Here is a 15456-nt window from a genome sequence, read left to right on the forward strand (position 1 = left end):
TTATTTTCGTCGCTTTTTCCCAGTGATGTCTTCAATATTTATTACAAATACAATTGGAATATCATTCTTAGCAATTTTTGCTGAAAACTCACTGATAAAGTTCAAATCTCTGTGCTCCTTATTCATTATAATATCTTTGATTCCTAATGAGAAATCATGGAGTAATGCCTTCGCTGTACTGCCATCAAATTCTTCATAACTGCCATGTATAGCTATAGATTTCCACTGGTTTACAGAATCAATTTCTGAAACTTCCATTGTAATTGGCGCATGTTTACGCATGGCAATAATTTTATGGCCTTCACCAGAATAACAAATTATTCTATTGTCTTTATAGAAATACGTAATAGGAATGACATAAGGTCTGTTTCTATAGATATAAGCTAAATGACCAATGTAGTTGTGTCTTAAAACAATTTCGCATTCTTCTCTGTCTAAACTCTTAATCATCGTATTAAAGTTTTAAATTAATGTTCTGCTGTGGAATATCATTAAAGGTAATTTGATAACCTTACTTAATTCTATAGTTGGCGACTCCGTAAAGAATCGTTTTATAAAGGATTTATCATGAACAATTAAGCCAGTCATATCAATTGCATTCGATTTGAGATAATTGGTTACGGCTTGATAAAATGTAGATTCTTCTTCAACAGAATACTTACAATTAAACTTATCTAGTCGATCTTGATCACTGGTAATGCTATTGGTAGTTTCGTTTTTAGCGCATACTCTCAAGACATGTAGTTTGAGTTCATATTTTTTAGTGAAGTCGCTTATGATGTCTAACTGTTCACTTGGTACGTTGTCATCAAACTGTAAAGGCAATAAGAAATTAGAGATGGGTTTAAACGTATAGTCATTTGGTACAACCAGCGTTTTACACATGACTTGTCTAATCACATTAATGGCATTGCTACCAAAAACCACTTCTTTCGCACCTGTTGCTCCATTAGATCCCATAACAACATAATCAATGTTATTACGTTTTACGGCTTGGTTGATTGCATCTGTAAACACATCAAAATCAACAATAATTTCGAATTTATGATTTGGGTTATGATACGTTTGTTTTAATTCGTCTACAAGTGCATTTAGTTTTTGCTTAGGAATTTTTGTAAATGAATCATAGATACTTTCCGTAGGAGAGATCATCAAATCGTCAGAAATAAATGTCCCAGCTTTATGCACATTCATGACATGAAAAACACATGTTTTAGATTCGAAAAAGCGCATAGCATAATGGATGGCATTAGTTGCGCAATTGGAAAAGTCTGTAAGTAATAGAATAGTTTTCATTTGTGTTGTTCCTATTAACTAAAGTTACAGAAATACACGGTAAAGAACTATGACGAATGTCAGTTTAATATTTAGAATAAATAAAGTCTAATGACAATCTACAGCACTAGTAGCAACGTCAACAATTGGAGAAGGAGAGAGGTAAGGTATGCCTAATCCCATACCACGAATAATGAAAAGTAAACCGATTATGACAACAAACACAGGAATGGCTTTTTGAATGCGTTGTTTAACTTTTGAATTTAAAAACTTCCCTAAATAAATAGCAGTCGTCATCAACGGAATGGTTCCTACACCAAATAGCATCATGTATAAGCCGCTCTCTAAAGCATTTGGCATAGTTAACGATGCAAAAACAGCCATATATACCAAACCACATGGCAAAAATCCATTTAGAAAGCCTATCGTTAAAAACGTATCTGCAGTTTTCTTTTTTAAAGCTTTACCTAATGATGATTTTACTTTTGAAATGACTTTATATAAAGGTTTAGAAAAATTGTATTTATTAAAAGTTTGAACAGGAATAAGGACGACAATAATCATTAAGATTCCAATAATAATAGATAGTTGCTGTTGTATTCCGAAGATGTAGAGACTTTTACCAATAAGCCCAAAGCCGAAACCTATTAACGCATAAGCTAATAATCGACCTAAGTGATACGTTAAAATTTGAGAGATTTTTCTAAAGGAGTTACTTCTGTCTACAGGTAGCATAAAGGCAATAGGACCACACATTCCAACACAATGGAAACTACCTAATAAACCAAATATGATTGCAGACCAAAGCACTTAGTAGACAATTTCTTTTTTGTACAGATACGATTTTCCGTTATATTGCCAATCAACTTTAATGTTCCAACGACCATCTAGCAAACGTTTGTCAGGTATGAGCAAATTGTGATTAGACAATGAAATCGAAGTTTCAAAGTCCACTTGTTTGTTAGATGGTCTATATAGGAACACTTTTCCTTTAATTTCGTCAGCTTTAAGCTGTTCTGGAAAAATAATTTCTAAACCTTCAGACGTTTTTTCCCAAGTAATATCTGAAGCTAAGTTTTGAGAGTTTTCCTCTTTATTAATGTCGTTTTGATATTCTAGTTCAGCTTTATAATAATCTTCTGTAACTAAGTCATGATCGTATTTATCGTTCGTGTTCATGCGTATAACGAAGAACATAATAAAGCTTATAAAGCCTATAAATGCTAATACAACTCCTGTTCCCCAATTTATTTTCATAACCTTATGACTTTTAATTATAACTTCTAGGAGCCAAAAAATTAACGGTTGTCGTTTCGATGAGAAGGTCACCACTATAGACTTCAATCATTAATTTATTCTTATCTCCTTTTAATTCGCTTTTATCAATTTCTATAAATAAAGTACCTTCTGCTAATCCTTGTTCAGGAACTTCTACTTCACCTGTATTAGAAACCAATTTAATCTCTCCTTTATAACTACGTAATTTAAAATTGACATCTTCAATCTTCTGTGTAGTTTTATTAATGAGTTTATAGGTAAAGACATTACTTATTACGGTTTCACCTTTGTGCTCATAGAGTTGTCCTGGTAATCGTAATACTCTTGCTTCAACATCATTTCTTAAGAGTAACATCCCAATTAATACACCAGTGAGAATGACTAAAACGGCTGTATATCCTTTTAATCTTGGAGAAAATTCAAATTTCTCATTTTTCTCAATATTTTCTTCACTCGCATATCTAATCAATCCTTTAGGAAGATTAATGCTTTCCATAATGTGATCACATTCATCAATACAAGCTGTACAGTTGACACATTCTAATTGTGTTCCGTTTCTAATGTCTATTCCAGTCGGACAAACATTTACACATTGTAAACAATCAATACAATCTCCATGACCAAGCTCTGCGCGATCTTCGTTTTTTCTAAATTTCTTTCTTCCGTTTTCACTTTCACCACGTTTATGATCGTAAGCGACAACGATAGATTTGTTGTCTAAAAGAACACCTTGCAGTCTTCCGTAAGGACAAGCGATGATACACACTTGTTCTCTAAACCACGCAAATACAAAATAGAAAACTCCAGTGAAAATAATCAACGGAAACAAAGTGCCTAAATGCTCAAATGGTCCGTCAATGATATATCTTAATAGTTTGTCGCTTCCAATTATATACGCTAGAAATATATTAGCGATTAAAAAGGATATGACTAAAAAGATAAACCATTTTAAGACACGCTTCTTAATTTTTTCGGCGTTCCATTTTTGTCGTTGTAATTTTCGTTGTTTATTTCTATCTCCATCAATCCAGTATTCTATTCTTCGGAATACCATTTCCATAAATATAGTTTGCGGACAAATCCATCCACAAAAAATACGACCAAAACCTACTGTAAATAATGTAATAAAAATCACACCAATCAACATAGATATCACAAACAGGTGAAAATCCTGAGGCCAAAATGGGAAACCAAATATGTTAAAACGTCGTTCTAGCACATTGAACATTAAAAACTGATTCCCGTTTATTTTAATGAATGGTGCAGCAAAAAGAAAGGCTAATAATACATAGCTTACAATTTTGCGTTTTTCATAAAACCATCCACTAGGTTTTTTAGGAAATACCCAAGCACGATTACCATCTTCATTGATTGTGCCAATGGAATCTCTAAAAGTTTCGTTTTCTGGGGTGTTCATGATAATCTTATTTTGAGGCTTAGCAGATATTAATCTGTAAAGTCAATAAAAAATTAATCTTCTATTATTTCTTCAACTGGTGCATTTTCATCTACCCAAATATCACCTTCGGCAGCTTTTGGTTCAGCAGGTGTTGTACCTTCAAATTGAAGTACATAACTAGAGATTTGCGCCATTTCAGAAGGTTTCAAACTTTGTTTCCAAGCAATCATACCTTTTCCGTCACGACCACCTTCAGAAATTGTTTTAAAGACGTTTTTAATTCCACCACCTAAAATCCAATTTTTATCTGTTAAGTTGGGACCAATTCCACCTCCACCATCAGCTTTATGACAAGCGACACAGTTCAAATCAAACAGTTTCTGTCCAGCTTTTAAATCACCAGCATCAGTTAATAGTTCAACTGTATTAAAGTCAACTAAATCTTTAGCAGTTTTCTTATATTCTTCAATATCAAGTTTTGCTTGTACTAAATCAGATTCTAGCTCATCATATTGGTTTTCACCATTAAGGACATGAAAACGAACCAAATAAACCGCTGCAAAAACAATACTTGCATAGAATCCATAGATCCACCATGGCGGAAGATTGTTATCTAATTCTTTAATGCCATCATAGTTATGATCTAAAATGATTTCATGTTCTTCTGCCATAGGTTTTGTACCTACTAACTTATTATAAGTTTCATCAATCCAAGTAATTAATGCTGGAGTTTTAGACTTTTTAGCATCAAATCTTGCTTTAGATTCTTCATCTAAACTTTGATATAATACATTTTTTATTGAAGACACTATAGCTTCAATAGCAATGATTATTAATAGTACTAATACTAAGAATAATAGTACCATTGGTTCTTCAATAAATGCTGGTTTCTCACCAGAATCAATAGTGTATTCTACGATACCCATTATAATAAAGAATACAACAGGTACTCTTAACCAAGAAGGAATAAAATTTCTCATAATTCTGTAGTGTTTTGGTTGTCTAAAGGAAGGCTACTTACCTTATTTATGTATTCTTTTTTTGCAGTGATTACCCACCAGAATAGGATGACGAAAAAACTGAAAAATATAAGTAAGGAGATCATAGGATAGATTTCTATTCCTGTGATGCTTTCCATATGGTTTTTTACAAATTTTAGCATGATAAATTAGTTTTGAGTTGATGATACTTCAGCATCTTTTACTTTAATGTCTGTACCTAATCGCTGTAAGTATGCAATGATTGCAACGATTTCACGATTACGCATCTCTATAAATTCTTGTCCGCCAGCTTGTTTGTCGGCTTCATAATTTTTAGCAAAATCAGGGTCTGAATACAAGTTTTCCTCAATTTTAGTTCCTTGTTCTAACATAGATTGTTGTGCATTGGCAATTTCATCTTCAGTATATGGAACACCAAGTGTTACCATAGCTTCCATTTTAGCTTCAGTTAGAGATTTGTCAAGTTCATCTCTTACCAGCCATTGATAAGCTGGCATAATAGAACCTGATGAGGTACTTTGTGGATCATACATGTGGTTGAGGTGCCAATTGTCAGAATACTTTCCACCTATACGATGTAAATCTGGTCCAGTACGTTTACTTCCCCAAAGGAATGGGTGATCGTAAACAAATTCTCCAGCTTTAGAATATTCACCATAGCGTTCAACTTCACTTCTAAATGGTCTAACCATTTGAGAGTGACAACCAACACAACCTTCTCTAATGTATAAATCTCTACCTTCTAGTTCTAATGGAGTATAAGGTTTTACGCTACTAATTGTAGGTATATTTGATTTCACCATGATGGTTGGTACAATTTGTACAATACCACCAATTAAAATAGCGACAGTTGCAAGAATGGTCAATTTAACAGGCTTACGTTCTAACCAAGTATGCCATCCTTCACCAGCAACACGTTTTTTAGAAACGTTTTGTAATGCTGGAGCTTCTGCTAATTCATCAGTTACTGGACTACCTTTTCTAATAGTCATAATGATATTATAAACTAAGATCAACATACCAGTTATAAAGAGAGTACCTCCAATAGCACGCATCCAATACATTGGTATAATTTCAGAAACTGTTTCTAAGAAGTTTCCATAAACTAAAGTTCCGTCAGGATTAAATTGTTTCCACATACTTGCTTGTGTGAATCCAGCAACATACATAGGTAAGGCATACATTATGATACCAAGTGTGCCAATCCAAAAATGGACATTCGCTAAGGCTGTAGAATATAATTTTGTTTTAACTAAACGTGGAATTAAGTAATAAATCATACCGAAGGCTAGGAAGCCATTCCAAGCTAAAGCACCGACGTGAACGTGTGCGATAATCCAATCGGTATAATGCGCAATGGCATTTACATTTTTTAGAGATAACATAGGACCTTCAAAGGTTGCCATACCATAACCAGTAATTGCAACAACCATAAATTTTAGAACAGGATCTGTTCGTACTTTATCCCAAGCACCACGAAGTGTTAGTAGTCCGTTAATCATTCCACCCCAAGAAGGCATTAGTAACATTATAGAAAATGCAACACCTAAATTTTGAGCCCATTCAGGTAAAGCTGTATATAATAAATGGTGAGGTCCAGCCCAAATGTATATGAATATCAATGACCAAAAGTGAACAATAGATAATCGATATGAGTATACAGGTCTGTTGGCTGCTTTAGGTACAAAGTAGTACATTAAACCTAAGAATGGTGTAGTTAAGAAAAATGCAACCGCATTGTGACCATACCACCATTGAACTAAGGCATCTTGCACACCAGCATAAACTGAGTAACTTTTAAGTCCGCTTACAGGTAATTCTAAACTATTAAAAATATGAAGTACGGCAACCGTTACAAATGTTGCTAGGTAAAACCAAATAGCTACATAAAGGTGACGTTGTCTTCTTTTAAGAATTGTTCCTATCAGGTTCCAACCAAAAACGACCCAAACAACTGCAATGGCAATATCAAATGGCCATTCTAATTCAGCATATTCTTTAGAAGTTGTATATCCTAACGGAAGTGTGATTGCGGCTCCAACGATGATTAATTGCCAACCCCAAAAATTGACTTTACTTAGAAGGTCGCTAAACATTCTAGCTTTTAGCAAACGTTGAGATGAGTAGTACACACCTGCAAAAATGGCGTTACCTACAAAGGCAAAAATAACCGCATTGGTGTGTAATGGTCTAAGTCGACCAAAACTTAACCACGAAATACCGTCGGTTAAATTTGGGAATAAAAACATAAATGCGAGCAGTAGACCCACTAACATTCCTACAACTCCCCAAAGCATTGTTGCATAGAGGAAATTTTTGACGATTTTGTTATCGTAATGAAACTGTTGGACTTCCATAATAATTTAATTAGTCTTTTTTTGATTTAACAGATGGTTTTGGTTGCTCTTTAACGAGTTCGTCTTCAAAAAGCATTCTAACAGAAGGTGTATAACTATCATCATACTGTCCACTTTTTACAGCTGCTATAAACGCTATAAAAAACAAGATTGCTACGATAATACTGATACTTAATAAAATATATATAACACTCATACCTACTTAGAAGTTATAATTCAAAATTACATTGGTTTGCACTTATATAATATGACAAATGTCATATTTAAAAAAATTATATTGTCATAGAAAACACTTGGGTTTCTGGTCGACTTTCATGAAGTCTTAAATCAAATCCCATGCATATATTTCTAATAAATGGTTTAGCCTCTTCAGGAACTTTTAAGGAGTCCTTTTCAACAAGAATTAATCCGTCTTTTTGAGCCTCTTTTAAGGACTCTAAAACCATCTCAATTTTTGGAAATTTTAAATTTTGATCAGACCATGATGTTTCTAACTGACACATAATATTTAGAATATGCTGTCTAATTACTAAATCTTCATCAGTTAAAATATGTCCACGGAATATAGGGATTTCTCCTGAATTTACAATGCGCTCATAGTCTTTTACGGTTTTGACGTTTTGCGCAAACCCATACCAACTATCACTAATAGAAGACATTCCTAAACCAATCATAACTTGTGTCGTATTCGCGGTATAACCCATGAAATTACGATGTAATGTTTTATTGATAGTCGCTTTATATAAGTGATCGCTTTTTAAAGCAAAATGATCCATTCCAATTTCTTCATAACCTAAATCGGTTAGGAGTTGCTTGCCAGTTTCATACAACGCTCGTTTTTCATCTCCTTTAGGCAAATTATCTTCATTGAAACCACGTTGACCAACACCTTTAACCCAAGGCACATGTGCATAGCTATAAAACGAAATACGATCAGGTCGTAAGCGTTTTGTTTTGTTAATGCTTTCTGTCATGGTTTCTATATTTTGAAATGGTAATCCAAAAATTAAATCATGACTTATAGACGTATAGCCTATAGCTCTAGACCATTCGGTTACTTTTTTAACTTGTTCAAAGGATTGAACACGATGTATCGCTTTCTGAACTGTGGCGTCATAATCTTGAATTCCAAAACTGACACGTGTAAATCCTAAGTCATTGAGCGTTTGAAGTTGTTCTTTTGTTGTATTGTTTGGGTGACCTTCAAAACTAAATTCATAGTCACTATGCAATTCTGAAGGCTCTAATAACCCATTAATCAGATTTCCTAAGTTTTCACTTGAGAAGAATGTTGGTGTTCCTCCACCTAAATGAATTTCTTTTATAATCGGTCGAGAAGACATTAAATCTACATATAAACTCCATTCTTTTAAAACGGTTTCGATGTAGCTTTCTTCCATAGAATGTCGTTTGGTAATATGCTTATGACACGCACAAAACGTACATAAACTTTCACAAAAAGGAAGATGAATATATAAACTTATGCCTTGTTCGCTATTACTTTCTTCAAAAGACGTTTTAAAAGTCTTTAGCCATTTGTCTTTGGTGAATTGAACTTCGTCCCAAAATGGAACTGTTGGATAACTCGTATACCTTGGACCTGGAATATTATATTTTTGAATTAACGATGTCTTCATGATTTTGATAATTTTCTTCCAACAATATTTGTTGCGATTGTTGTAAATATGACTATGCTTATTGAACTTAATGGCATTAGTATTGCTGCAATGACAGGAGCTAACTGCCCAGTAACAGCAAAATAAAGTCCGATGATATTATATATAAATGATAAAACGAAACTCCATTTTATAATTGTAATTGCGCTTTTTGAAGCTTTAATAAAACTGTATAATTGATTAAATTTAGAAGCATCTAAAATGGCATCACAAGCAGGAGAGAAGACGTTAACATTTTCAGATATGGCTATGCCAACATTGCTTTGTGCAAGTGCACCAGCATCATTAAGTCCGTCGCCAATCATAAGTACTTTGGCACCTTCAGTTTGATGATATTTAATGTATTCTAGCTTGTCGTCTGGTTTTTGATTAAAGATTAATTTTGTTTTTGAAGGGAGTAACTTCTTAAGATTATCAAATTCACCTTCATTATCTCCTGAAAGTATCACCAAGTCAAATTGCTTTTTTAGACTATTGAATAATTTAGATAATCCTTTCCTATAGCTATTATAAAACGTATACTTTCCTTTGTATTGATTGTTTGTGCTAATATGTACTGCCGTATTTAGTACAGACAGTTCTTCGGAACCAACAAAACTTGCCGAACCAATTTTAATGTGGTCGTTATTATGAGAAGCCTCAATGCCTTTACCCAAATGTTCTTCAAAATTATTTAAAGTAATAATATTATGCTCATCTAAAATGTCATATAATGTTCTGCTTAAAGGATGATTTGAGCCTCGAAGCGTGTTCTTTAATAGTAACTCTTCGGAAGGCTTTAAGGCAATTCCATCATAATTGGCAGTACTTCTTTTATTAGAAGTTATGGTTCCGGTTTTATCAAAAATAATTGTATTAATCGCTGCTAATTGCTCAATTACCGAAGCATTTTTTACATAGAATTTTAACTTTCCGAAGATGCGCAACAAATTACCAAACGTAAATGGAGCAGATAAAGCAATAGCACAAGGACAAGCAATTATAAGAACTGCCGTAAATACATTCATTGCTTTAGAAGGGTCAGTAAATAACCAAAATGTTGTTGCGATAAATGCAATACTTAAGACGATGATTGTAAAACGTTTACTTATGGTATTGGTCAAGGTTGTGAAACCATCTTCTTTATTTGTACTGAAGACATCATTACTCCATAATTGAGTCAGGTAACTTTGCTCAACCGATTTGATCGCTTCCATTTCAATAACACCAGATGTTTGTTTTCCACCAGCAAATAATTTATCTCCAGATTGTTTCCTAAGTGCTTCAGATTCTCCAGTAACAAAGCTATAATCGATTTTTGCTTTTCCATTAATAAGGATGCCGTCTACCGGAATTAATTCTTCATTTCTAATAAGCAAACGGTCTCCTTTTTCAATATCATAGACCTGAATTGGTGTTTCGTCACCTTGCTTGTTTATTTTGGTAATAGCAATTGGGAAGTATGATTTATAATCCCGTTCAAAAGATAAAAATGTATATGTTTTTTGTTGGAAGAACTTTCCGAGTAATAAAAAGAAAACCAAACCTGTTAGACTATCAAAAAAGCCAGAACCTAAGTCGAATGCAATTTCAACAGTACTTCTAATAAATAAGACGGCAATACCTAAGGCTATTGGAACATCAATATTTAATAATTTAGAACTTAAACCTTTGTATGCAGAAACGAAATAATCCCGTCCAGCGTAGAATACAACTGGTAATGAAAAGGCAAACATTAGCCAACGAAATAAAGGTTTGTATTTTTCAATCCAAAAACCATCGACTTGAAAGTATTCTGGAAATGATAAAAACATCACATTTCCAAAAGCAAAACCAGCTATACCTACTTTATAAATAAGACTGCGATTAACGTTTTGCGTTCCTGTTTTAAAATCGTCTAAAGAAATGTATGGTTCGTAGCCTATAGAATTTAATAAGAGTACAACATCTTTAAGCGAACAGGTTTCAGATTTGTAAGTAACACGCACAGTTTTCTTTCCGAAATTGACTTGTGATGACGTGATAAATGGATTTAATTTATTGAGGTTTTCTAATATCCAGATACAAGAACTACAATGAATATGAGGAATAAATAATGTTGCAATTTGTGTTTTACCATCATTGAATTCTGTTAATTTATCAACAATGTTGTCTTTTGAAAGAAAATCGTATTTACCTTCAATTTCTTTTGGGATTGCTCCAGGAGAAGATTGCAGATCGTAGTAGCATGTTAAATCGTTTTCAGAGAAAATCTCATAAACGGTTTTACAGCCATTACAACAGAAGTTTTTGTCGTTGTAGGAGATTATTGTTGTATTACAATTATCACCACAGTGGAAACAAGTTGTTTGCTCCATAATTATTTGCTCATTTATACCTGATTGCAAAGGTTAACAAAGAGTGTGATTTAAACTATGATTTTTGTCATGTTTTTAGTATTTTTGAAGATATAGATTTTATTAGGTATGAGTAGATGTGAACAGTGCATCGTAAGAGAATTTAATTCATTAAAAGCTCTGACGAAAGAGGAATTGCTTCGAATTTCTGGATGTAAAACATCTAGATTTGTAAAAAAAGGCGAAGTTATTTTTGAGGAAGGAGAAACCATTAATGGTGTCTATTGTGTAAAAGATGGTATTTGCAAATTATCAAAGCTAAGTGCTAATGGCAAGGACCAAATTGTAAAATTGGTTGTCAAGGGTGACTTATTAGGGCAACGTTCATTGGTTGGAGATGAATCGGCAAATTTAAGCGCAGTTGCACTTAATGATATGGAAGTTTGTTTTATTCCTAAGAGAGAAATCATGGGAGACCTTCAAAACAATCCTAAATTCACAATGGAAGTTTTAAGGAACATGGCTAAAGATCTAAAGGATTCTGAAGACATTATTGTTAATATGGCTCAGAAATCAGTTAGAGAACGATTAGCTGATATATTAATATATATACATAATAGTTTTGGAGTTGATGATGATGGTTATTTAAGTGTGGTTTTGTCAAGAGAAGACTATGCTAATGTTGTTGGAACTGCTACAGAATCTGCTATTAGGATACTTTCACAATTTAAAAAGGAAAGTTTAATTTCTACTAAAGGCAAAAGGATAAAGTTAGAAAATATTGAAGGATTAAGACGTATCGAATAAAAAAAAACTCTAATATTTTAGAGCTTTTTTTAGTTTAAATTCTGTTGTATTGATTAATCTAATTTAAATGTACTGACCTCTTTAAACGGATTAGTTTCTAATGCTTCCATTTTAGTTTGATATGATTTCCAAGAGTCCTGAAAAAACATATTTGTTTTTTCAAGCGCATCTTTTACAGCATCTTCAGCCTGTTTTATCAATGTGTCTTCGGTACTTGTTAATCCATTTTGTCTAGAACCAACATACCAGCTTGCCATGCCTAATCGATCTGTTACTGTAACAACTGACGTATTCGTAATTCCCTGACGTTTATCTTCTTTTCCTAAAAATAAGTCGATGAGTACATCAATGTCTTTAATTAAGTTTTTAGAAGCTTTAATATCGTCTTTGTATTGATCCTTATCTAATTTGCTTAAGTCTCCTTTAAATGTATTAGCAATTTGTTTGCTTTCAACGAGTTGTTTAACAGCATTTGCTACTGTCTCCTGCATTTTTTCAAGTCTTTTTGAAGCAGCATACACTTCATTGGTATTAGTCATTGAAACATCTAATCGAGGATCAGACTCAACAGTAATAGTTTCTTCAGAGGATTGATCACCAAAATGCAATACAGCTTTATAAGCTCCAGGTTTTACAATAACTCCACTTGGTTCTCTGTTTTGTTTTCTAATTTTTCGTGATGGTCCAGAAACTCCAGCTTCATCCATAAACCAAGACCATTTATGAATACCTGTTGAGTCAGGAGCTTTTTGCTTGAGCGTACGAATTAATCGTTCTCCATCATAAATTTTCATGGTTAACGAGTCCCACTTTACTTTTGTTTCATCTTTTTCATTTTCATTTTCAGCTTCATCTTCGTCAATGTCTTCTTCATTATCATTTTCGGTGGTTTCGTCTTTTTTAGTTTCATCTATTTGTACAAAATATGAAAAGATGGCTCCAGAACCTCTATTCTCACCATGATACATACCATCAGCTCCAAAACGACTTCCAGTCGGTTGTTGGTAAGCAGCTTGGTATGCTGTTGGTGGTGCAAATAATTCTAATTTCTGATTTACAATTTGTTTGTTTTTAGCTAGAGCTCTAAGCGGGCGAATATCATCTAAAACCCAAGCAGCACGACCAAATGTTCCTATAATTAAATCATGTTCCCTAGGATGAATCACTAAATCTTTGACAGATACAGTTGGAAATCCTTGGGTCCATTTTGTCCAGGTGTTTCCTGCATCAATTGAAACATATAATCCATCATCTGTGCCTAAGAACACTAAGTTTTTCTCTACTGGATCTTCAACAATTGATAAGGCATAGCTTTCTACATCATTCCCATCAGCAATACGTTGCCATGTTTTACCATAATCTTTTGTTCTATATACATAAGGTGTAAAATTAAATCGACGGTAATCATTAGCGATTAAAAGTGCTTCACCTTTATTTTTATTAGAAGCCTTTATTTGCGGAATCCAACTTCCAGCAGGTAAACCCTTAATATTTTTAGTAACGTCTGTATAGGTTTGTCCACCATTTTGCGTATAATGTACTTGTCCATCATCAGTACCAACCCAGAACATATTTTGTTCTAGGGTAGAAGGTTCAATAACCAAAATTGAACAATGGTTTTCAGCTCCTGTAGCATCCATTGTTAATCCGCCGCTTTCGTTTTGTTTTAGCTTTTCAGGATCATTAGTCGTTAGATCTTCCGAAATAACCGTCCATGTTTGTCCTTTATCAGTTGATTTATGAACAAATTGACTTCCGAAGTACAGTGTGCTATTATCAAATGGATCAATATTAATAGCAGAATTCCAATTAAAACGCAGCTCTACTTCTGGATCTGAATGCGTAGGTTTAACCGTGAAATTATTCCCAGTTTGCCAATCGTATCTACTAACATAACCTTGCTGACTCATAGACCAGCCAAAACGAGAATCGTCTTTATCTGGAACCACATCAAAACCATCACCAAAGCTAATCTCCTGCCAATAACTATTTCTAATACCTTGAACTCGCCATGCATATGCAGGACCTCTCCAAGATCCATTATCTTGCATGCCACCATATACATTATATGGAATTTCATTATCTACATTAATATGGTAGAATTGTGCTACAGGCAAGTTTCCAATAAAACGCCAATTTTTTCCGCCATCTTTAGTGATATTCATTCCACCATCATTACCATCAATCATAAAATCACCATTAGTAGGATGAATCCACCAAGCATGATGATCTGGATGAACGCCATTGCTTACACCATAAGCTGGCATTAACTGGTTAAAGCTTTTTCCTCCATCTTCAGATACATTTATATATGTAAAAACTGAATAGACACGATTTTCATTTTGAGGATCTACATAGATTTCAGCGTAATAAAACGGTCTATTTCCTATACCTTCACCACCTCGTCCACTAGATTTATCATTTACTTTTTTCCAGTTTACACCACCATCTTCACTCTTGTATAGCGCATTCTTTTTAGCCTCAACAAGAGCATAAACAATATTTGGTTTGTTAGCAGCAATAGCAACACCAATGCGACCCAAATTACCTTTAGGGAAACCGTCTTGATCTGTTACCTTTCTCCATGTATTACCACCATCATGAGTAATATGTAATCCAGAACCTTCACCACCAGAATTAAAAAACCAAGGATCTCGTTTATGTTCCCAAAGTGCAGCAATTAATTTGTTTGGATTTGATGGATCCATAACTAAGTCTGCAGCTCCTGTTTTATTATTAGCAAATAGAATTTTCACCCAAGTAATACCACCATCAGTTGTTTTAAAAATACCGCGTTCAGGATGTTCTCCCCAAGGAGAACCAATGGCAGCAGCATAAACAATATCAGGATTTGTAGGATCAATAATTACACGATGAATATGACGTGTTTTTTCTAAGCCCATCAAGTCCCAAGTTTTACCTGCATCAAGTGATTTATAAATACCATAACCACCATTTAAACTATTTCTAGGATTACCTTCGCCAGTTCCAACCCAAATCACACTAGGATTTGATTGTTGTACGGCAACAGCACCAATAGAACTCGTTGCTTCTTCTTCAAAAATAGGATCCCATTTAATACCTCCAGATGTAGATTTCCATAAACCTCCAGAAGCTGTACCTACGTACATAATGTCAGTGTTATTATGAACTACATCAATGCTTGTCACACGACCAGACATACCTCCTGGTCCAATATTACGTGGTTTCATGTTTTTGACCAAATCCATTGATAATTCTTGAGCGAAAAGAGAAAAAGATGCAAAGAGCATCAGGAGGTAAAGTATTTTTTTCATGTGTAAAAAGTTAGCGTTTTTTTTAAGTTGGATAAAGATAAGCAAAAGTTAT

Annotated in this window: 13 protein-coding genes; 1 reads left to right on the plus strand and 12 read right to left on the minus strand. The window is 33.7% G+C overall.

Annotated elements, in window-relative coordinates:
* From RH81_RS14095 to RH81_RS14145, 11 genes are all read right to left on the minus strand, one after another.
* Positions 1-450: a pyridoxamine 5'-phosphate oxidase family protein gene (locus RH81_RS14095; protein ID WP_033961451.1), complete on the minus strand. Its 450-nt coding sequence runs from the start codon at positions 448-450 to the stop codon at positions 1-3.
* 12 nt (positions 451-462) lie between these two features.
* Positions 463-1296 (minus strand): universal stress protein, encoded by an 834-nt coding sequence (locus tag RH81_RS14100; protein ID WP_033961454.1) that lies wholly within the window; start codon positions 1294-1296, stop codon positions 463-465.
* 87 nt (positions 1297-1383) lie between these two features.
* On the minus strand, positions 1384-2085 hold the full coding sequence (locus RH81_RS14105; RefSeq protein ID WP_033961456.1) for a sulfite exporter TauE/SafE family protein: 702 nt from the start codon (positions 2083-2085) through the stop codon (positions 1384-1386).
* The gene (locus RH81_RS14110; protein WP_033961459.1) at positions 2086-2532 is read right to left on the minus strand and encodes a FixH family protein; all 447 of its coding nucleotides are present in this window, start codon (positions 2530-2532) and stop codon (positions 2086-2088) included. It lies immediately after the preceding gene.
* Positions 2533-2545: 13 nt separating this feature from the next.
* Complete coding sequence (ccoG, locus tag RH81_RS14115) at positions 2546-3970, minus strand: cytochrome c oxidase accessory protein CcoG (RefSeq protein WP_033961460.1); 1425 nt, start codon at positions 3968-3970, stop codon at positions 2546-2548.
* A 53-nt stretch (positions 3971-4023) separates the two neighbouring features.
* On the minus strand, positions 4024-4932 hold the full coding sequence (locus tag RH81_RS14120) for a cbb3-type cytochrome c oxidase N-terminal domain-containing protein (RefSeq protein ID WP_033961461.1): 909 nt from the start codon (positions 4930-4932) through the stop codon (positions 4024-4026).
* Positions 4929-5114 carry a cytochrome c oxidase subunit IV gene (locus RH81_RS14125; protein WP_033961462.1) on the minus strand — a complete coding sequence of 62 codons (186 nt, stop codon included), beginning with the start codon at positions 5112-5114 and terminating at the stop codon, positions 4929-4931. The genes RH81_RS14120 and RH81_RS14125 overlap by 4 nt, the downstream gene beginning before the upstream one ends.
* A 6-nt stretch (positions 5115-5120) precedes the next feature.
* A complete protein-coding gene (gene ccoN / locus RH81_RS14130; protein ID WP_033961463.1) occupies positions 5121-7310 on the minus strand; it encodes a cytochrome-c oxidase, cbb3-type subunit I in 2190 nt (729 codons plus the stop codon).
* Between the two features lie 10 nt (positions 7311-7320).
* Positions 7321-7506 (minus strand): cbb3-type cytochrome oxidase assembly protein CcoS, encoded by a 186-nt coding sequence (gene ccoS / locus RH81_RS14135; RefSeq protein WP_033961466.1) that lies wholly within the window; start codon positions 7504-7506, stop codon positions 7321-7323.
* Positions 7507-7582: 76 nt separating this feature from the next.
* Positions 7583-8947, minus strand: coding sequence for an oxygen-independent coproporphyrinogen III oxidase (hemN, locus tag RH81_RS14140; RefSeq protein ID WP_033961468.1), 1365 nt, complete (start codon positions 8945-8947; stop codon positions 7583-7585).
* Complete coding sequence (locus tag RH81_RS14145) at positions 8944-11322, minus strand: heavy metal translocating P-type ATPase (RefSeq protein ID WP_033961470.1); 2379 nt, start codon at positions 11320-11322, stop codon at positions 8944-8946. Before RH81_RS14145 ends, hemN begins: the two co-directional genes overlap by 4 nt.
* A 108-nt stretch (positions 11323-11430) precedes the next feature.
* Between RH81_RS14145 and RH81_RS14150 the strand changes: the two genes are divergently transcribed.
* Positions 11431-12108 (plus strand): Crp/Fnr family transcriptional regulator, encoded by a 678-nt coding sequence (locus RH81_RS14150; protein WP_033961471.1) that lies wholly within the window; start codon positions 11431-11433, stop codon positions 12106-12108.
* Between the two features lie 53 nt (positions 12109-12161).
* Here RH81_RS14150 and RH81_RS14155 read toward each other — a convergent pair whose 3' ends face one another.
* On the minus strand, positions 12162-15404 hold the full coding sequence (locus tag RH81_RS14155) for a WD40/YVTN/BNR-like repeat-containing protein (protein ID WP_033961472.1): 3243 nt from the start codon (positions 15402-15404) through the stop codon (positions 12162-12164).
* Positions 15405-15456 lie beyond the last annotated feature (52 nt).

This window comes from Psychroserpens jangbogonensis (genome assembly GCF_000797465.1).
Lineage (GTDB): Bacteria > Bacteroidota > Bacteroidia > Flavobacteriales > Flavobacteriaceae > Psychroserpens > Psychroserpens jangbogonensis.